We start from the raw sequence: 20,711 nt of genomic DNA on the forward strand, positions 1-20,711 counted from the left end.
TTTAGTTTTGTGCTAAAATTTTCTGTATGCTAAAGGCACGGTGTTTTTTATTCACGGTTCTCATTTTTATGGTGCTGCCAATATTTGTTATGGCACAACCACGTGGTATCGACATGGAGGGGGAGAATGAAGAACAGACAGCTGTTAAAGAGGTCGATTCAAAAGTAAAGCTGTGGTCTCTGACAGGCAATGGAGCCTTTAAAGATTCTACGGTATTAGATACTTTACACGATTACAATCATATTTATCATCCCGTTTTTAAAAATACCATATCAGCAACTTATACCGGTAACTACGGTAATCCCGGAATGACCAACAATTTTTTCCAGCGTGGCAATCAAACCAATTACTTTTTCCTTCAATCGAGACAGGATTATCTGCTCACACCTGGGAAAATAAAATACATAAACACAACTACTCCTTACACACGTTTTGATTATAGCCAAAGTGAAAATAAATCGAGGAATAACGAGACGCGTTTTAATGTCGTTCACTCACAAAATGTAACACCTTTTTGGAATTGGACATTTCGAACCAATCAGGAAAAATCGGATGGCCAATACACTGCACAGGATGCAAAAAATAACTTTGTGGCACTAAATACCAGTTATAATCGCGACCTGTGGAATATTTACGGAGGTTTCATCTCCAATTCTGTTAAGAACAGTGAGAATGGCGGATTAACCAGCGATACAGTACTTTTTTCGGGACTAAAAGCAGAATACTGGCCAGTACACTTGAGCGAAACAAGGAGTAAGTTTAACAGTATTAATTATTATACCACGGCCGAATATCGGATTGGAACATACGATTTTGACCCCGTGGACAGTGTCGACGTTTTCAGGCCAATACTGGGTATTATTTACAGTTTCGAGCACGATAGGTACATGCAACAATTTAGGGATGAAGAAGACTCTACAAACACTTTTTTTGAGAACACATATTACGGAGATGATTACACTACCGACGAAATTAAGTACCGTCGGATAAGTAATGTATTCCAATTAAAGCAATATGAAAATCCAACGCGAAAATACACTTTTGGCAAAAGAGCTTATCTTGGTTACGATCTTTACCGCGGTTCAACACCGGGAGTACAGGTAGATTCAGTTCACCGACGTTTTGATATTAAATACTCAAACCTGTATGTAGGCGGTGGAATATTTCGGGAACAAGGACGTTTTTGGCTGTGGAATTTCGATGGGAAAGTAAACCTTGCCGGACGAAATGCCGGAGAAATAGTGTTAAATGGAATGATAGCTAAACCGTTTAAATTTTGGGGTGATTCAACGGCGTCGATGACGTTTACCGGATCATTCGAAAACCGCGTGCCTGATTATTTTCAAGAGACATTCCGATCGAATCATTTTCAATGGGACAATAATTTTGATGCAGAACAACGCATAACACTCGGAGCAAAATTCAGGGTGCCGCAACGCAAGCTCGAGCTGGCCGCCAATTATGCGGCAATTAATAATTTCCTTTATACTAATACCGAGGCTATACCCGATCAAACATCCAATGAAATGCTGGTAATGTCGGTGTATGCCGATAAGGATTTTAACTACCGCCGCTTTCATTTCCGTACGCGAATTCTATGGCAAAAAGCTTCGGAAGAACGTTACCTGCATTTGCCCGAATGGTCGGCCTTTGTAAATACCTTCTATCAGTTCACAATTTCGAAAGTATTGTTTACGCAAATTGGCGCCGATGTGCGCTACAACACCAAATACTACGCCGATGCCTATTCTCCATCAACAGGATTATTCTATTTGCAAAACGAAGAGAAATATGGCGATTATCCATACATCGATATTTATGCGAATTTGCGCCTTAAACGAACGCGTGTTTTCTTTAAATGGATGAATATTGGAACGAATTTCCTCAATGGTACCTACATGACGACTCACAATTACCCGATGCCGCAGGCTACTTTCCGGTTAGGGGTTTCGTGGGCCTGGTATGATTAAACAGTTTTCTGAATGCTATTCTCTCATGTGCCTCATGGAATTAGTTCCAATGGTTCGTCGGGATGGGACACTGAACACTTTCAGCTCGTTTCACTGCTGAGAACTGAATTTTACTGAACCGATAGCTCCACTAATACCAGGTAGAGAATAAGGTCTAAGAATTTAATGCTTTCAATTTTTATGAATTAAGTCGTAAAACTCCGAAAGAATCATAGCTGTAGCACCCCAAATTATTTCGCCATCGAATTTTATGCAGGGCACTTCCAGTATTCCGGTTAAGGTTTTAAGCCGGGTTGTGGAGTAAGGAGGTTTAAATGCTTCAATGGGGAAAAGAATAGCTTTCTCAACTTCTGCAGCACAAAGTGTAAACTCAGGTTCTTGATCCATCCATCCCACAAATGGTGTGATCTGAAAACGACTCACCTCCACATAAAACGACGAAAGCGTTCCAAGCATCCTAATCTTATCTTGCGTAATCCCAATTTCTTCGTGCGTTTCGCGCAGGGCTGTTTCTTGTGCACTTTCGTTGGGTTCTATCCGTCCGCCCGGCAATGCAATCTGGCCGGCGTGGTGTTTCATATAGGTCGGGCGTTTTATCAGACAAACCTTTATTCCATCGACATCGGGGAAAAGCAACACCAGCACGCTACTTAATTTTACCCTGCTTTTATCTTCTGGCGCCGGTTTTAATACACGCCCGGGGGGCAGCATCTTGTAATGCGACTGCGAACCGGGAAGTTCCCCTTTTAATGCGGCGGCTATTTTATCAGGATGGGAAATCATGGCATAAAAATAAAAAATACATCTTGAATTGAACAAGCAAAACGCAGAAACAATCATCCTTTATGTTCACAACTTTACCGGACAATATTGATTTTTTTAGTAGCTTCAGCCATCAATACTTAAACCAATAACTAAATGGAAAGAAGAAAATTTATTAAACAAAGTGCTGCCAGTGCTGCAGCTTTTACAATTATTCCCGGCGCAGTTTTAGGCAGAAATAGTGCTACACCGGCTAACAGTAAAATAAATGTGGCTTTTATTGGCACCGGAAAACAAGGGTGCATCCTTCAAAACTTTTTCAAAACCCGAACCAGCGAAACGATAACGGTAGCGGCTTGCGATGTTGATTCGCAAAAGCTGAATAAGTTTATTGGAATTGCCAACGAAGCCAATAAGGAACATGGCAATAGTGTTAAAATTTTCGCTACAAAACATTACCGCGAAATTTTAGAACGCAGCGACGTAGATGCCGTTGTAATTGCCACACCCGACCACTGGCATGCACAAGTAGCCATTGATGCCTGCAAGGCCGGAAAAGATGTGTACTGCGAAAAACCAATGGCTTCTACCGTTGCCGAAGGACGTGCCATGGTAAATGCCACGCGCAAATACGACCGTGTATTCCAAACCGGAAACATGCAACGTTCAAGTTTTAATTTCCGCCAGGCCTGCGAGTTGGTTGCCGGTGGTTACATTGGCGAAATAAAAGAGGTAAATGCCGGATTGGGAGGACCTGTTGTGGCCTGCGACCTACCATCGATGGAAGCTCCGGCAAATCTCGACTGGAACCTTTGGGTAGGACCATCGCCCTATCGTGCTTTCCATCCCGAGCTTTCGCCTCCGGTTGAAAGAGACATTTACCCCAACTGGAGAAATTACAGGAATTTCGGAGGTGGCATGATTACCGACTGGGGAGCACACATGTTCGACATTGGCCAATGGGGTCTGCAAATGGACAACAGTGGACCAAGCGTTTACATTCCGCCTAAAGACCGGGCAACACACGGTTTAAAAATGATTTACGAAAATGGCGTGGTATTGAACCATGTGAAGTTGCCCTTTGGTAACGGGGTGGAGTTTATTGGCACCGAAGGAAAAATTGAAGTTAGCCGGGGACACTTAAAAACCATGCCCAACGAAAAGTTAGCAAAAATGGAAATTAAGCCCGAAGACCGTAAACTTTATTTTTGCGAAAACCATTACCAAAACTGGTTAGATGCCATTAAAGACCGCAGCAAGCCCATTTCGGATGTTGAGGTTGGCCACCGCACAAGTTCGTTATGTAATTTGGCCAATATTGCTTACGAGTTGGAACGATCGTTACAATGGGACCCCGAAAAAGAGGAGTTTATTGGCGACGCTTCGGCTAGCATGATGCTTTCGCGCCCCTACCGTGGCGAGTGGGATTTTATGGACTACTAGAAATTGACATTTGTGGCATAATAGAATGTTAGTTGCATTGTTATTAACATATACGTTAGGGCAAAATGCTGAAAACCAAAATTCTTTGGACATTTTAAATACAAATACCAGATGAAACAAACCAAATATATCCTTTTTGCAGTTTTATGTACTCTGATTTTTACATCGGAACTATTTTCTCAAACTAATGAAGAGCAAATATCAGCGATTAGAAATGCGTCAAATTCAGCGCTAAAATCTTACGACACCCAAGAAGTTCTTTCATATCTGACAGATGATGTATTAACTACTACAGGAAATGGAACTTTATTATGTGGAAAAGATGAATTGCAAAAATACATTATAGATGGCGGAAAAAGCAGGATGTATTGGATACGAGATACAAAGGAAATTATAGTTAATATTGAAAGAGGTTTGGCTTGGGAAAGTGGAGTATGGAATGGGTATGACCCAGAAAAAAGCAACAATTCTATAATCAACGGCAATTATTCAGCAATGTGGACCAAAGAGTCCGGAATATGGAAAATAAAATCACAACTTTTTGTAACGATAAATGAGAAATAAAGCATTGCCCTAACAATGTATAAGCGGCATTAAAACGACCGCTTATACTAACCGTTAATCAAACCGAATCACCTTATCGGGCGAAATTTTCGAAATAAAATAGCTTGGAATTATTAGTATCAGCGAGGTAATTACAATCGTTCCGAGGTTAAGCAGCAGCAGGTGGCTAAGCGAAAAGTTCATCGGCACATAATCAACGTAATACGATTCGGGATTTAGTTGAATGATGTGAAAAAACTTTTGCAGCAAAACAATAGCCACACCAATTACATTTCCCCATAACAGGCCGCGCCCGGTTAAAAACACCGAGAGGTACACAAAAACTTTGCGGATGCTCCAGTTGGGGCTTCCCATGGCTTTTAGTACGCCAATCATGGTGGCGCGTTCGAGTATCAGCACCAACAACCCCGAAACCATGTTAAAGGCCGCCACAATAACCATCAGCGCCAGAATAATCCACACGTTCATATCGAGAATCGACAACCAGTCGAAAATTTGCGGGTAAACGCGCGTTATACTTTGTGTGCGCAGTATTTCCGCATTCTCGTCGCGGTAACTGACAATAAGGTTGCGTATGTTTTGCTCAATGTTGTCGATATCGAAAAAGTCGGTAACAATTACCTCGAAACCGGTAATTTGGTCGGGGCGCCAGTCGTTAAGTCGCTGAATTTGTTTCAGATCGCCCACAATAAACAGCTGGTCGAACTCTTCGAAACCGGTGCGATAAATTCCGCTAATCTGCATTTGGAGCATACGTGGAATAATTTCATCGCCGGTAATAAAATAGAGAACTATGCGGTCGTTTAGTTTCAGGCGCAACAGTTTAGCCACCTGCGCCGATAGTAAAACCTGGTTTACGCGAGCCGTATCGTTAACCGCCGGCAATTCGCCCTCAACAAGGTGTTTATTGAAAAACTGCCAGTTGTACGCATCATCTACCCCTTTAAATACAATTCCCTGAATGTATTCGTCGGTTTTTATCATGCCCGGTTTGGTGGCATAAGGCTGCAAACGTTTTACGCCGGGAAGGGCTTTTACATCGGGCAGAAAAGGCTGATCGGCTGAAATAGGACTGGTTTCGTAGGAGCTGTTCGAGTCGTAATTTATAATCTGAATGTGCGAGCCAAAGCCGATTACTTTGTTGCGAATCTCTTTTTTAAATCCGGTAACCACTGCCATGGCAATAATCATTACCGTTAATCCCAGCGCAATGCCCGCCAATGCAATACGTATAATACGTTGCGACAATAGCTTTTTGTTTGCCTTATCGAAAAAAAGCCTGCGCGATATAAAGAGTTCGGTATTCAAATTTTCAAACAGTTTTATAAATCATTTCCTGGCATCCAAATGTACAAATTTCCCTGGCAAAGGATTGGTACAATTTATTTTGCTGTTTCTATTTGTAGTTCTGTCTCGGTAACATCTTTCCGGCGATTAATAAACGGAAGAACAAGTATAGATATTATGCCGATTATGATAATCATTCCGGTCATTGACGAATGGGCTACAAAAGCGAAGATAATTCCGTTTTCGTTGGCCACGCCATACAACGACAGGGCTTCTTTTGCCATAAAGTGCCAAGCCCCTATTCCGCCCTGCACCGGCGCCACCATACCAAAACTAGCCAAAACAAAAGTGGTCAATCCGGCAATAGGATTCAGGTCGCTGGTAAATTCAAAAGCAAAGAACACCGCATAAAGCATTACGTAATACATTCCCCAGATAAAAGCCGAATGGAAAAAGAACCAGCCTTTTTTCTTGATGTTGCGAATGGAAATAAATCCCTCTTTAAAATTGTAGATTACTTCCAGTATTTTTTTGAAAAAAGCGGTATGCTTAAAGGCGTTTCTAAATACGAATATCAAAATAGCCAATATTGCAATGCCCACTAATAGATAAGGAGATGTAGCGGCAGCATACAGTTTTGCCGAAATCTCCGGATTTTCTTTCATAAAATGAATCATCTCGCCGAACTGCGAGAATATAACGATAACCAACAGAATAAGCAACGATATGAGGTCGATCAGTCGCTCGGCAACAACGGTGCCCACCAGCTTGGTGAACGATATTTTTTCGTAACGTGCCAATACACCACATCGCGACACTTCGCCCATTCGCGGAAAAGCCATGTTCATCAAGTAGCCCACCATTACGGCTAAAAAGGTGTTAATAAAGCGTGGTTTGTGCCCAATTGGTTCAATCATTAACCCCCAGCGTAGCGTGCGGCTTACATGGCTCAGCAAGCCCATAAACAGCGATAGCCCTACCCACCAGTAGTTCACGTCGTTTTTAAGAACGGTTTTTATTCGTTCAATATCCTGATCTTTATAAATAAGCCAAAAAATAAAGATGCCAAGGGCAAAGAAACCAAGAAACTGTAAGATCTTAACGATTGTTTTTTTCAAAATCAAGGTTTTTTTAAAGCTTTCTTTTTCGCGGCGGACGTTATTTCCCTTAAATTTTACTACTTTCACGACACGAAAAATACCGTCAGGTATCGAGCAATTCTTTAATGGCAAAAATATAAATTTGTTTTGTTAATCGAACGAAAAAGAGAATTAAGTAAAATTGACAATGGACGAGGTTGAGTGTAATGAGCTATGTACGACCCAAAAAAAATCTTGGTCAGCATTTTTTAACCGATCAAAATATTGCGCGGAAAATTGTTGACAACCTGGGTGCCGATGTACCGGATGTACTGGAAATCGGCCCTGGAATGGGAGTACTTACTCAATACCTTTTGCAACGCCCCGAACTGAATGTCCATGTGGTTGAAATCGATACCGAATCAGTAGAATACCTCAGGCAAAATTTTCCAGCATTAAAACATATTTGGGGAGAAGATTTTCTGAAAGCAGATATACCTGCACGTTTTTCCGGCAATTTTAGTCTTATCGGTAATTTTCCATACAATATTTCATCGCAGATATTTTTTCGCGTGTTGCAATACCGTAACCGCATTCCTGAAACGGTTGGAATGATACAAAAAGAGGTTGCCGAACGTATAGCTGCACCGCACGGATCGAAAACCTATGGAATCCTTAGCGTTTTACTGCAGGCCTTTTTTGATATTGAATACCTGTTTACCGTGTCGGAAGGGGTGTTTAATCCACCGCCAAAAGTAAAATCGGCAGTGGTGCGGCTAAAACGAAACCAGCTAAAAGAACTTCCATGCAGCGAAGAGCTGTTTGTAAAAGTGGTGAAGGCAGCTTTTAACCTTCGTCGGAAAATGCTACGTAACTCATTAAAAGACATTTGTACAACTTTGCCCGAAGAGTATGCTATGAAACGTCCGGAACAAATCTCGGTGGATGCGTTTATTGATCTAACTTGTAAAATCGAAGAAATCGAAAAACAGTAAATCATGAGTTTTGAATTAACCAGAGAATATATAGAGCAGTTAAGAGAACTGATTGAGGAGGAGAGAAAAAAGGAAGTTACTGCTTTAGTGACGGATCTTCACCCGGCTGATATTGCCGAGATTATGGATGATTTGAATCTGGAGGAAGCAAAGTTTATTTATTTATTGCTGGATGGCGAAAAAGCGTCAGATGTTTTAATTGAAATTGATGAAGACGACCGCCGCCGGTTTCTGAAAATACTGCCACCCGAAATGATTGCCACCCGATTCATCGAATACATGGATTCGGATGATGCTGCCGACGTGGTTGCCAACCTGGATGAAGATGTTCAGAAAGAAGTGCTGAACGAGATTGAAGATCTTGAACAGGCCGGAGATATTATCGATTTGCTGGATTATGAAGAAGATTCGGCCGGTGGTATTATGGCAAAAGAGCTGGTCTCAGTAAACGAAAACTGGAATGTAGCAACCTGTTTGAAAGAAATAAGCCGCCAGGCAGAAGAGGTTGACGAGATATTCTATATTTATGTTACCGACAACAACGACAAACTAAAGGGAGTGCTATCGTTAAAAAAGCTGATTCTAAACCATACAAACACTAAAGTATCGAAAATTTACGACCCGGAAATACAAAAAGTTTATACCAATACCCGACAAGAAGAGGTGGCCGAACTGATGGATAAATACGACCTTGTAGCCATGCCTGTGGTTGATGAAATTGGTCGTTTGCAAGGGAGGATCACCTTTGATGATGTAATTGATTTTGTTCGTGATGAAGCTGAAAAAGACTACCAAATGGTTTCGGGTATTGCAGGCGATGTGGAGCCAGGCGATAACGTTTGGGAAGTTATGCGCGCCCGTTTCCCGTGGTTGCTTATTGGTTTGCTGGGAGGTATTCTTGGTGCTGTAGTTTTAGGTACCCACGAAGAGTCCTTGCAGAAAGTAACGGAGCTGGCATTTTTTATTCCGCTAATTGCGGCGATGGCCGGGAACGTTGGCGTACAATCGTCGTCAATTGTTGTACAAAGCATTGCCAGTGGTGTAAAAGATATTGAAACGCCGGCCCGAAAAATTATAAAAGAAATATCGATAGCGGTGTTAACGGCAAGTATTTTTGCCGTGCTTATATTTTGCTACAATTACTTTGTGTCGGGTAATATGAACCTAACCTACTCGGTGTCCATTTCGTTGTTTATTGTAATTCTTTTTGCTTCGTTATTTGGCACGGTAATTCCATTAATTCTTAACCGTTTTAAAATTGACCCTGCTTTGGCAACGGGGCCGTTCATTACTACTACAAACGATGTTTTGGGTATGATGATTTACCTGACAATCTCAGGGATGTTTTTTAACCTGGTTTAAACCGAATTTATAGCAATCACCGGATCGAGTTTTGCTGCTGCACGGGCAGGCATGAAACCGGCCATAAATCCGATAATTGAAGAAATCATCAGACCATTAATGATATTGCCGGAAGTAAGTACAATGGTAAAGTCGGTAGATTGATTAACTACTATTGTTCCTATGTAGATTAATATTAACCCAATCACACCACCAATTACCGAAAGTACAATCGACTCGAAAATAAACTGCAACAGGATGAAATAACGTTTTGCTCCAAGCGATTTCTGGACACCAATAATTTTAGTCCGTTCTTTCACCGAAACAAACATGATATTGGCAATTCCAAAGCCACCCACCAAAATAGAAAATCCACCAATAATGGCTCCGGCCAAATTAAAAACGGCAAAAAACTGATCGAATTGATTAGCAACAATGCTTACTTCGTTAAGGGCAAAGTCGTTTTCTTCCATTGGTTTTAGCTGGCGAATAGTACGCATTATTCCTTCCAGTTCGGCCATAAATTTTTCGCTGTCGATATTTTCTTTTGCTTTTATACAAATGGTTTGCCCACGGTCGCGGTTGCGCACATCAATCATGTAATAGGATTTGATTACGCTGACATGAATGTAGCGATCCATGCTATTTCCTCCAATAACATTCTGCCCCATTTTTGTATAAACGCCAATAATATTGAATTTCTGCCCTTGAATTTTTATGGTGCGGCCAACGGGGTCTAGTCCGTCGAATAGCTGGTTGGCAATTTCGTGCCCGATAACTGCAGCCGGCGTTCCACGGCGCATTTCCGATTGAGTAAAATAACGGCCTTTTGCAATTTCCAGGTTCCACACATCCAATAGTCCTTCAGAGCTTGCCATTATTATTGCATTGTCGAGCGAGGTGCTGCCGTACTGAACTTTGCGGCCAAAACCGTATAAAAAAGCAGCGTTGTCAACGGTTTGTGCACGCCTAACAATCTCTTCTGTTTCTTCAAGAGTTGGTACAGGACGACTCTGATACTTCCAAAACGGATATTCGGTTTCGCCTTCGGGAGGAGTCCATGGCATCTTTTGTACGTAAACCATGTTGTTGCCCATCGAGTTCAGGCTGTCGCGGATATAGCCTTCCAAAGAATCGATAACCGTAAAAACCGAAATTATAGCAAAAATACCAATTGTGATGCCCAGCAACGAGAGAATGGTACGTAGCTTATTAGCCGCAAGCGAAGTTGCAGCAAACGAAAAAGACTCGTATATCAATCGAAGCAGTAACATTTTATAGTTTTTAATTTAAAGTAAAAGTAGTACTTGTTTTCTATTTCGCTTATTGATTGGGCGCCTATTTCTTGAAAAAGGTTCATTCAATCATTCCTTAGTTTCTCGAAAAGTGGGCGTTCGTTTTCTGCAAAACCAATCTGTTGTATTAGTGCTCAATTGTGGAAAATATTACAATGAATTCATAAATAGTTTAGTATGCAAATAATATTTTAATTAGCGCTTGGTTTATAATATTAAATTATCTGTTTTTTTTATCTTTGCATTCGAATTTGAAAAATCCAATAAATGGCTGATAATAAAAAAATTAAGACTGCCTTGGTTTCGGTCTTTCACAAAGAAAACTTAGATAAGATTGTTGCGAAACTAAACGACTTGGGTGTTACTATTTTAAGTACAGGTGGTACAAAAAGTTTTATCGAGTCGTTGGGCGTTGAAGTTACCGCTGTTGAAAGTTTAACCGGATACCCATCAATTTTGGGTGGGCGTGTAAAAACTTTACATCCAAAAGTGTTTGGCGGAATTTTATCTCGCCGCGACAATCAAGGTGATGTGAGCCAGTTAACCGAATACGAAATCCCGGAAATTGACCTTGTTATTGTTGATTTGTATCCGTTTGAAGATACCGTGGCTTCGGGAGCCGATGAACAAGATATTATTGAAAAAATTGATATAGGTGGAATTTCACTAATTCGTGCCGCAGCCAAGAACTTTAAGGATGTTGTGATCGTTCCTTCGCAAAACGAATATCAACCACTTTTGGAAAAGCTGGAAGAAAACGATGGCGAATTTAGTTTGGAAGATCGTAAATGGTTTGCCGGAAAAGCATTTGGCGTTTCGTCGCATTACGATGCCGCAATATTTAGCTATTTCAACGAAGGTGGCGATGCCGGAACACAACGTATTAGCCTAAACGAAGGCGACGTTTTACGTTACGGCGAGAATCCACACCAGGCAGCAACATTCTTTAAATTCGATAACGTTGCTGAAGGTGCTGGTCTAGCCAATGCTCAGGTGCTTCAGGGCAAAGCCTTGTCATACAACAATATGTTGGATGCCGATGCGGCCTGGAAATCAGCCAGCGATGCATATCATTCGGTAACTCACATCGAAAACAAAGTTGCTGTTTCGGTTATTAAACACTTAAACCCATGTGGGTTGGCGGTAACCGATAACATCATGGAATCGTTGGAACTGGCTTGGGCCGGTGACCCGATCAGTGCATTTGGAGGCATTATTTGCTTTACTGAAACGGTTACCAAAGAAGCTGCTGAGTGGTTCAGTAAAAAATTCATTGAGATTATTATTGCACCGGAATTTACCGCTGAAGCACTTGAAGTACTCGCTAAAAAGAAAAACCTTCGAGTGCTGGTAACACCGGTTCGCCCAATGGTGGCAAAAGAAAAGTTATACCGTTCGATAAGTGGTGGAATGTTGGTGCAGGATGAAGATGAAGGTTTGGATACTGAATTAAAAACAGTTACCAAAAAAGAATTTGAGGCTTCAAAAATGAATCTTGCCAAATTCGGATCAATCGCTTGTAAACATTTGAAAAGTAATGCCATTGCCGTTGTAACCGAAACTGAAAAAGGAGCATTCTGGTTAACAGGAGCAGGAATGGGACAGCCAAACCGTTTGGATAGTTTACGTTACCTTACAATGCCGCGTTTCGAACTGAAAGGTGGTTTGGATATTGAAAATTCGGTATTGATTTCCGACGCTTTCTTCCCGTTCCGCGACAGTATTGAGGCAGCCAACGAATACGGGGTAAAATACATTATCGAGCCGGGTGGTAGTATTCGCGACGAGGAAGTGATTGACGCTTGTAACGAATTTGGCATTGCCATGGCATTTACCGGCCGCAGACATTTCAGACATTAAGAAATAAAATTATCTTTATAGCACTAGATACATAGCAAATTAATTTATGGGTTTATTTTCATTTTTAACGCAGGAGATAGCAATTGACCTTGGAACGGCCAATACCATTATCATCCACAATGATAAAATTGTAGTGGACGAGCCTTCGATAGTCGCCATTGATATGAAAACAGAAAAGATGGTTGCCATTGGAGAAAAAGCGAGGCAAATGCAAGGGAAGACGCACGCAAACTTAAAGACGATCAGGCCATTGAGAGATGGTGTAATTGCCGACTTTAATGCCGCGGAGCAAATGATTAGAGGGATGATTAAAATGATTAACCCGAAGTCGAGGATGTTTTCTCCGGCTTTAAAAATGGTAATTTGTATCCCCTCAGGAAGTACCGAAGTTGAAATTCGAGCGGTTCGCGACTCGTCGGAACATGCAGGTGGACGTGAGGTTTACATGGTTTACGAACCACTGGCCGCTGCAATTGGTATCGGTTTGGATGTAGAAGCTCCTGAAGGAAACATGGTTGTAGATATAGGTGGTGGTACTACCGAGATTGCTGTAATCTCTTTGGGTGGTATTGTTACCAACAAATCAATCCGTATTGCCGGCGACGATCTTACTGCCGACATTATGGAATATATGCGTCATCAGCACAATATTAAAATTGGTGAGCGTACTGCTGAGGAAATAAAAATTCATGTAGGTTCGGCCCTGTCGCAATTAAAAGAACCACCACCAGATTATGTGGTGCAGGGGCCAAACCAAATGACAGCACTGCCAATTGAGGTGCCGGTTTCGTATCAGGAAATTGCACATTGCCTGGAGAAATCGATCTCGAAAATTGAAACGGCAGTATTGAGTGCGCTGGAGCAGACTCCTCCCGAGTTGTATGCTGATATTGTAGTGAAAGGAATATGGCTGGCAGGTGGTGGAGCCTTGTTAAAAGGTTTGGACAAACGATTGACCGACAAAATTGGTATTCCGTTTCATATTGCAGAAGATCCGTTACGCGCGGTTGTAAGAGGTACGGGAATTGCCCTGAAAAATGTAGAAGGCTTCTCATTCCTTATCCGATAATAGAAAGTTAAAAACATAAATGCGCAGTCTCCTTCGATTCCTTGTAAGAAATTATGCGTTTCTACTGTTTCTTTTATTAGAAGCGGTTTCGTTGGTGATGGTATTTAACTACAATAGTTTTCAGCGGTCGCGTTTTCTGAATTCAGCAAATTTAATTTCGGCTGGTTTGTACAACACCACAAGTTCGGTGTTACAATACTTCGAACTGGCAAGGGTTAATGAGGAGTTGGCAAAGGAGAATGCCAATCTCCGATCGATACTTGACGGAGGAACTTTGAACGATATAACAATTTCTGATTCCACATACCTGGCATACGAAATGCCTGATACAAACTTTGTTTTCAGGGCTGCACGTATTATTAACAATTCGGCTAATAAACAACAGAATTATATTACCCTCGACAAGGGGATTGAAGACGGAATAAAAGCTGATCAGGGAATTCTGGCTCCCGAAGGAGTGGTTGGTGTAGTTACAAGTGTTTCCGATTCGTATGCTTCCGGTTTGTCGTTGCTTAATCCGCGATGGAGCATTTCTGCCAAATTAAAGAAATCGGGATACTATGGTTCGTTGCGCTGGAATGGTAAAAACTACCGTCAGGCCGATTTGCTTGAAATACCAATTCATGTAAATCTGGCAACAGGAGATACGGTGGTTACAAGTGGTTATTCATCAATTTTCCCTGAAGGATTGCTGATTGGTACCATTTTGACGTTTGATCGTCCGCAGGGCGAAAACTACTACAATATTAAGGTACAGCTGGCTGTCGATTTTAAATCGATCCGTTATGTGCACGTCATCGAGAATGTAAAAAAAGAGGAGTTAACAGATTTGGAGAATAAAGTAATAAATGGCGCGGGAACTAATTAAATATGCAATAATGTTTATTGTGCTTGTGCTTACACAAGTGCTGTTTTTAAACCAGGTGCAGATGAGCGGATTTGTTAATCCATACATTTACATTTTGTTTATTATGCTGCTTCCCGTAAATGCACCGCGATATGTACTTCTTTTGGGTGGATTTTTTATTGGTTTGAGTATCGATATTTTTTCCAACACTTTGGGCGTTCATGCATTTGCGTCGGTTTTTATTGCTTTTCTACGTCCACTCATAATCCGGGCTATCACTAACAGAGAAGAAGATATGGAATACTACCCCGGATTAGTACAAAACGGTATGGGCTGGTTTCTTTATTACACGGCAATAATGGTGTTCCTGCATCATTCGGTACTTTTCTTTATTGAGGTGTTTACTTTTACAGATATTTTGGGAACTTTATATCGTATAGTTTTAAGTTCGTTGTTTTCTATTTTTGTTATAGTTTTAAGCCAGTTTATTGTATTTCGCGATTAACAGAAGTTAAAAAAAGGGAACTTAAGCTTGAGTATTAGAAACGAAATGCAGCTTTTAGTTGTTGGTAATCAGAACAAATAAGAAGCAAGGTATTACATGAACAATTTGTCGAAACGAAGTTATATTGTTGCAGCTGTTTTTGCTGTGGTAGGATTGATTTATTCGGTCGATCTGTTTCAGCTTCAAGTGCTTGATTCAGACTACAAACAGTATGCTACCAATAACGTTTTGCGTGAAGTTGTGCAGTACCCGGCCCGCGGGCTGATTTACGACCGGAACGGGGAGTTGCTGGTCTACAACAGAACGGCCTATGATCTGATGATCACACCACGCGAAGTGGAAGCGTTTGATACACTATTGCTTTGTAACCTTTTAAATATAAGCCGCACTGATGTGGATGAAGGAATTGCCAAAGCAAAAAAATATTCGAGGTATAAACCTTCTGTCCTGGTCAAACAGATATCACCTGAAAATTTTGCTTTATTACAGGAGCAGTTGTACAAATTCAAAGGATTCCATTCGCAAACCAGAACTTTACGCGAATATACACATCCGGTTGCAGCCCATGTTTTAGGATATGTTGGCGAGGTTTCGGCAAACGATATCAAACGCGACGAATATTACAAATCGGGTGACTACATTGGGCAAAGTGGGATAGAAAGAACTTACGAAAAGCAGCTTCGAGGCGTTAAAGGTGTAAAAAAATATATGGTTGATGTACATAACCGTATTCAGGGGGTGTACCTGGGCGGCGCAGAAAACAAGCCCGCCGAAATCGGAAAAAACCTGATGTCGACACTCGATATCGACTTGCAACTTTACGCCGAAAAACTTTTTCAGAATAAAAAAGGAGCTGTAGTTGCTATTGAACCAAAAACAGGCGAAATCCTTGCTATGCTTAGTGCTCCAACTTACGACCCCGGATTGCTGGTGGGAAGAGTTCGTGGCAAGAATTTTAATCATTTGCAAAACGATTCGTTAATGCCACTGTTTAATCGATCGTTACAGGCGCGTTATCCACCGGGTTCAACATTTAAACCATTTAATATTTTAATTGGCTTGCAGGAAGGAGCTATTACTACCTCAACACGCATTGTTTGTAACGGCAGGTCATCCAGGCCTATCAGATGTACACACAACCACATATCGCCGGCCGGTGTTATCGATGCTGTGCGGGAGTCGTGTAATCCCTTTCTGTGGAATACCTTCCGAAATACGATTAATAAATATCCCACTACTGCTGAAGGGTTTCATGTGTGGAGTGAGTATGTAAAACGCTTCGGACTTGGACATAAAGTAAGTACCGAATTTTACAATGAAAATCCAGGATTACGGCCAACAGTAGAATATTACAACAGAGTGCACAATGGTGATTGGTGGCGTGCATTAACTGTGCGTTCGTTGGCAATTGGCCAGGGAGAGTTGGGAACAACACCCTTGCAGATGGCTAATTCTGTAGCTATTCTGGCCAATAAAGGGTATTATTATCAACCGCATACTATTAAAAAAGTTGAGAATGATACAATACGTGGCAATATAAATATTAAACACGAAACAGGAATTGATGAAAGACATTTTGAACCTGTTTTTGAAGGAATGCGACAAGTTACCATTGGACGTTTAAATCGTTTTGTTCCCGGAATAAGTTACTGTGGAAAAACCGGAACTATTGAAAATAACCAGGGAATTGATCATGGAGCGTATATGGCTTTTGCACCCCTGGAAGACCCAAAGATTGCGATTTGTGTTTATGTGGAGCACAGTAAATGGGGGGCAAGTTATGCAGCACCAATTGCAAGTTTGCTGATTGAAAAATACCTGAATGATACCATTGCTGATAACAGAATTAGATATGAAAAACAAATGATGGAGGCTGTTTTAACAGATCCGCACAATCCGGAATTAGCAAATTAATGCCAAGAAGAAATAACATATTAGCAAACATTGATTGGTTAACCGTTGGCCTGTATGCCTTAATGTTGTTTTTGGGCTGGTTTAATATTTATGCCGCCTTATACAGCGACGAGCACCAAAGTATTTTCGATATCTCGCAACAATACGGCAAACAGCTGATGTGGATCGGTGCGGCAGCGGTTATTGCATTGGTTATCATGTTGCTGGAGGTTAATTTCTATGTTTTCTTCTCCTATATTATTTATGGTGTATTAATCTTTTTGCTTATGCTGGTGCCAATTATCGGGAAGGAAATAAATGGTGCCCGATCATGGTTCGAAATTGGACCGATATTGTTTCAACCTGCAGAATTTACAAAGTCGGCAACCGCTTTGGCTCTGGCACGTTATATGAGTACGCATGGGTTTAAACTTCAGAATACAAGGTCTTTACTAACCATTGCAGCAATAATTTTGGGGCCGGTTGTTCTTATTCTCTTGCAAAATGATACCGGTTCAGCATTGGTTTACTTTTCATTTGTTTTGGTTTTGTATCGCGAAGGATTATCAGGAGTAGTCCTTTTCTTCGGAACGCTGGTTGCTATTCTTTTTATTTTGGCATTGGTACTAGCCAATTTCACTTTGGCATTAATACTGGTTGGAGCAGCGTTATTAATGTTTCTGGTTTTTAATCCAAAGCTTAAGCAGTTTTTTAATGTTACAATTATTTATGCATTGTCGATAGGCTTTTTTATTCTTTTAAGCTATGTGATCAGTACAAAATTCGAGTTGGCACATTTTATTCTTGCCGGAGCAGTGGCAGGCTCATTCGTTGTATTGTATAACAGCATTAGAAATAAGATACCGAATTATACAAAAATTGCAATCGTATTCATCGGCTCAATATTATTTACTATTTCGGTTGATTATGGTTTTGAGAACTTTCTGGAGCCTCACCACCAAGTGCGAATAAACGAATTACTTGGTATCGAATCGAATCCGCACGGAGCTGGTTACCACGTAAATCAAAGCAAAATTGCCATTGGTTCGGGTGGTTTCTGGGGTAAAGGATATCTTGAAGGTACACAAACTAAATTTGACTTTGTACCTGAACAAAGTACCGATTTTATATTCTGTACCGTTGGCGAAGAGTGGGGATTTGTAGGAACACTGACCATAATTCTACTGTTTATGTTTTTGTTTATGCGCCTCATTTGGCTTGCCGAACGACAACGATCTACTTTTTCGCGAATTTATGGTTATTCGGTAGCGGTCATCCTCTTTTTTCACTTCATGGTAAACATTGGAATGACCATTGGCATGATGCCGGTAATTGGAATACCACTTCCGTTTTTTAGTTACGGGGGTCATCCTTGTGGTCGTTTACGATATTGTTGTTTATATTTATTCGTCTCGATGCCAGTCGTTTAGAGAAACTTTCGGGTTGATTTCAGCCAAGCTTCCTAAGGTTTTTTAAAACATTTTTTTACTATCCCCATTTTTATACCTTTGTGGGGCTTTAAAAAATCGGAGGAATTCTTGATTGGAATTCATCAGATAAGGGAAAAACAGATAAAAAATATACATAGTTCTTTAATATCCTATGGGAGGAAGAACCACTGATTTATTCGAGTAGCGAATACTTAGGATTGAGCCTTCAATTTCGTAGATTGATTTGCATACGATCCCATTAAAAATTTTAATGAGATGAATTATAAACCTTATTCTCTTCATAACTTTAGGCAGATTCCGCAGATGGAGTTTCTTTCGGAAGAACAGAAACTGGAAATTGAGGTGGTTGGAACGATTTTGCCATTTAAAACTGATAATTATGTAGTTGATGAGTTGATCGACTGGAATAATTTTGAACGCGATCCATTTTTTATTCTCAATTTTCCACAACGAGAAATGATTGACAAAGCCAGTTTTAACAAAATGGCTTCGTTAATTACAAGCAATGCTCCTCGAAAAATCATTCAGGGGGAAGTTAATAAAATCAGGTTAAAGCTTAATCCGAATCCTGCCGGACAGGAAAGTAATGTGCCGGTATTCAACGGAAAAAAGCTAAGCGGTATTCAGCACAAATACCGCGAAACCATGTTGTTTTTCCCTACCCAGGGACAAACCTGCCATGCTTATTGTACATTTTGTTTTCGTTGGTCGCAGTTTGCGCTAAACGATTTTAAATTTGCTATGAAAGAGGCAGATACATTGGTGGAATACCTTAAAGCCAACCCGCACGTAAGCGATGTATTGTTTACCGGAGGAGATCCGGCAGTGATGAAAACAAAGTTCTTCGAGACGTATTTTAACGCTCTGCTAGAAGCCGATATTCCAAACCTGCGAAACATTCGTATCGGAACAAAATCGTTGGCTTACTGGCCATACCGTTTTACTACCGACGACGATGCAGATGATTTGATGCGTTTATTTGAGAAAGTAAAAAAGAGCGGAATCAATATTGCACTGATGGCGCACTTTAACCATCCCGGAGAATTAAAAACAAAGGCTGTACAAAAAGCCGTACAGAGATTGATTAGTGCCGGTGTGCAGATTCGTTCGCAATCGCCATTGTTACATCATATTAACGACCATAGCGACATTTGGGCAGAAAACTGGAGAGAGCAAGTAAAACTTGGAATTATTCCATATTACATGTTTATTGCCCGCGATACGGGTGCACAGGATTATTTTGCCGTAACACTTGACAGGGCGTGGAAAATTTTCCGAAATGCCTATAGCCAGGTTAGCGGCGTATGTCGCACTGTAAAAGGGCCAAGTATGTCGTGTAACCCAGGGAAAGTACAAATTGTTGGCGTGAGCGAAATAGCGGGCGAAAAAGTGTTCGTCTTGAACTTTTTGCAAGGTCGCGATCCGAATTGGGTTGGTCGGCCATTTTTTGCAAAATTCGATCCTAATGCGATTTGGCTCGACGATCTGAAACCTGCTCTCGGCGAATCGAATTTCTTTTACGAACAGGCATTTCTTGAAATGCTTGCATAAAAAAATAGATCAATATTCAGAGCCCGGTCACTAGTAACTGTTAGCAATTTGTTTTTTAGAATTATTATGAAGTAATTTTTACTTAGACAAGGTAGAATTGACGCGAATAGCCAACGCTATTTAAGGAAATTTTACAGCAGAATAAGTAAAAAAGACGAGTAATAAAATGAAAGGATAAATTGCTAACAGTTACTTAGATCGGGCTTTTTTATTTCTACCCCTTGCTTACCTGATATAAAATCAATAAGCTCGGTAAAAAATGCAGCAAAATTTGTTTCCAATTCGGTGTAATTCTCCAGAAGGATCGTTTCAACTTCTTCCGATTTTGATGGAAGACTGGAATGCTTTCCCATTATTTTTAACGACTGAATAATACCATCAACTGAAGCATAAGAAAGCAAGCGTTTATGCTGAATAAGAAACGGCAAGAATCCCTGAACTCTTAAAGGCAAGGTATTAAAGTGGCTGAGCAAAATAGCATGAACACGTTTAGCAAATACTGGTAAGCGAATGGTGGAATATTGGTCCCAGTTTTTCGCCAAAAAATGATCGTAAATAAAATCAACCACAATACCCGAATAAAGGCCAAATTCGTGTCGGAACATTAGTCTGGCCTCCCTTTGCAGCGGGTGAAAATCGGTAAACGAATCAATCTGCCGATGAAGCAAAATGCCCTTGGCAATTTCCTCGTCGTACTGCAGGTATTTATTGCCTTTTATGTAATCGCCAATAAAATTACCAACCAGCATTTTTTCCGATTCACCCGAAAGATGGAGATGTGCTAAATAGTTCATAGTAA

Annotated in this window: 17 protein-coding genes; 12 read left to right on the forward strand and 5 right to left on the reverse strand. The window is 40.8% G+C overall.

Annotated elements, in window-relative coordinates:
- Positions 1-26 precede the first annotated feature (26 nt).
- A complete protein-coding gene (locus G0Q07_RS05315) occupies positions 27-1,970 on the forward strand; it encodes a putative porin (RefSeq protein WP_163345104.1) in 1,944 nt (647 codons plus the stop codon).
- 171 nt (positions 1,971-2,141) lie between these two features.
- Here G0Q07_RS05315 and G0Q07_RS05320 read toward each other — a convergent pair whose 3' ends face one another.
- Positions 2,142-2,753: an NUDIX hydrolase gene (locus G0Q07_RS05320; protein WP_163345105.1), complete on the reverse strand. Its 612-nt coding sequence runs from the start codon at positions 2,751-2,753 to the stop codon at positions 2,142-2,144.
- Between the two features lie 135 nt (positions 2,754-2,888).
- On the opposite strand from G0Q07_RS05320, the gene G0Q07_RS05325 reads away from it, so the two are divergent.
- Together G0Q07_RS05325 and G0Q07_RS05330 are read left to right on the forward strand one after the other, a co-directional pair.
- Positions 2,889-4,175, forward strand: coding sequence for a Gfo/Idh/MocA family protein (locus G0Q07_RS05325; RefSeq protein WP_163345106.1), 1,287 nt, complete (start codon positions 2,889-2,891; stop codon positions 4,173-4,175).
- 111 nt (positions 4,176-4,286) lie between these two features.
- Positions 4,287-4,739 carry a YybH family protein gene (locus G0Q07_RS05330; RefSeq protein ID WP_163345107.1) on the forward strand — a complete coding sequence of 151 codons (453 nt, stop codon included), beginning with the start codon at positions 4,287-4,289 and terminating at the stop codon, positions 4,737-4,739.
- A gap of 54 nt (positions 4,740-4,793) precedes the next feature.
- On the opposite strand, the gene G0Q07_RS05335 is transcribed toward G0Q07_RS05330, so the two are convergent.
- Positions 4,794-6,047: an ABC transporter permease gene (locus tag G0Q07_RS05335; RefSeq protein ID WP_163345108.1), complete on the reverse strand. Its 1,254-nt coding sequence runs from the start codon at positions 6,045-6,047 to the stop codon at positions 4,794-4,796.
- A gap of 74 nt (positions 6,048-6,121) precedes the next feature.
- Positions 6,122-7,144, reverse strand: a complete 1,023-nt coding sequence (locus G0Q07_RS05340) for a lysylphosphatidylglycerol synthase transmembrane domain-containing protein (protein WP_163345109.1) — start codon at positions 7,142-7,144, stop codon at positions 6,122-6,124.
- A gap of 188 nt (positions 7,145-7,332) precedes the next feature.
- Here G0Q07_RS05340 and rsmA point away from each other — a divergent pair, with 188 nt between their 5' ends.
- Positions 7,333-8,100: a 16S rRNA (adenine(1518)-N(6)/adenine(1519)-N(6))-dimethyltransferase RsmA gene (gene rsmA / locus G0Q07_RS05345; RefSeq protein ID WP_163345110.1), complete on the forward strand. Its 768-nt coding sequence runs from the start codon at positions 7,333-7,335 to the stop codon at positions 8,098-8,100.
- Positions 8,101-8,103: 3 nt separating this feature from the next.
- Entirely contained in the window at positions 8,104-9,462 is a 1,359-nt protein-coding gene (gene mgtE / locus G0Q07_RS05350) for a magnesium transporter (RefSeq protein ID WP_163345111.1), read from the forward strand.
- Here the strand turns inward: mgtE and G0Q07_RS05355 are convergent.
- Positions 9,459-10,715 (reverse strand): ABC transporter permease, encoded by a 1,257-nt coding sequence (locus G0Q07_RS05355; RefSeq protein WP_163345112.1) that lies wholly within the window; start codon positions 10,713-10,715, stop codon positions 9,459-9,461. The genes mgtE and G0Q07_RS05355 overlap by 4 nt on opposite strands.
- A 288-nt stretch (positions 10,716-11,003) precedes the next feature.
- On the opposite strand from G0Q07_RS05355, the gene purH reads away from it, so the two are divergent.
- The 7 genes from purH to G0Q07_RS05390 all read left to right on the forward strand — a co-directional run bounded on the left by purH (position 11,004) and on the right by G0Q07_RS05390 (position 19,912).
- Positions 11,004-12,596, forward strand: coding sequence for a bifunctional phosphoribosylaminoimidazolecarboxamide formyltransferase/IMP cyclohydrolase (gene purH, locus G0Q07_RS05360; protein WP_163345113.1), 1,593 nt, complete (start codon positions 11,004-11,006; stop codon positions 12,594-12,596).
- Between the two features lie 46 nt (positions 12,597-12,642).
- The gene (locus G0Q07_RS05365; protein ID WP_163345114.1) at positions 12,643-13,665 is read left to right on the forward strand and encodes a rod shape-determining protein; all 1,023 of its coding nucleotides are present in this window, start codon (positions 12,643-12,645) and stop codon (positions 13,663-13,665) included.
- Between the two features lie 19 nt (positions 13,666-13,684).
- On the forward strand, positions 13,685-14,533 hold the full coding sequence (gene mreC, locus G0Q07_RS05370) for a rod shape-determining protein MreC (protein ID WP_163345115.1): 849 nt from the start codon (positions 13,685-13,687) through the stop codon (positions 14,531-14,533).
- A gap of 10 nt (positions 14,534-14,543) precedes the next feature.
- Positions 14,544-15,017 carry a rod shape-determining protein MreD gene (gene mreD / locus G0Q07_RS05375; RefSeq protein WP_163345116.1) on the forward strand — a complete coding sequence of 158 codons (474 nt, stop codon included), beginning with the start codon at positions 14,544-14,546 and terminating at the stop codon, positions 15,015-15,017.
- Between the two features lie 96 nt (positions 15,018-15,113).
- Complete coding sequence (mrdA, locus tag G0Q07_RS05380) at positions 15,114-16,931, forward strand: penicillin-binding protein 2 (RefSeq protein ID WP_163345117.1); 1,818 nt, start codon at positions 15,114-15,116, stop codon at positions 16,929-16,931.
- Positions 16,931-18,340, forward strand: a complete 1,410-nt coding sequence (rodA, locus tag G0Q07_RS05385) for a rod shape-determining protein RodA (RefSeq protein ID WP_246222991.1) — start codon at positions 16,931-16,933, stop codon at positions 18,338-18,340. Before mrdA ends, rodA begins: the two co-directional genes overlap by 1 nt.
- Positions 18,341-18,616: 276 nt before the next feature.
- Positions 18,617-19,912, forward strand: coding sequence for a KamA family radical SAM protein (locus tag G0Q07_RS05390; protein ID WP_163345118.1), 1,296 nt, complete (start codon positions 18,617-18,619; stop codon positions 19,910-19,912).
- Between the two features lie 182 nt (positions 19,913-20,094).
- Here G0Q07_RS05390 and G0Q07_RS05395 read toward each other — a convergent pair whose 3' ends face one another.
- On the reverse strand, positions 20,095-20,706 hold the full coding sequence (locus tag G0Q07_RS05395) for an acyl carrier protein phosphodiesterase (protein ID WP_163345119.1): 612 nt from the start codon (positions 20,704-20,706) through the stop codon (positions 20,095-20,097).
- Between the last annotated feature and the right edge of the window lie 5 nt (positions 20,707-20,711).

The sequence above is a fragment of the Draconibacterium halophilum genome, assembly GCF_010448835.1.
In the GTDB taxonomy this organism is placed as follows: domain Bacteria; phylum Bacteroidota; class Bacteroidia; order Bacteroidales; family Prolixibacteraceae; genus Draconibacterium; species Draconibacterium halophilum.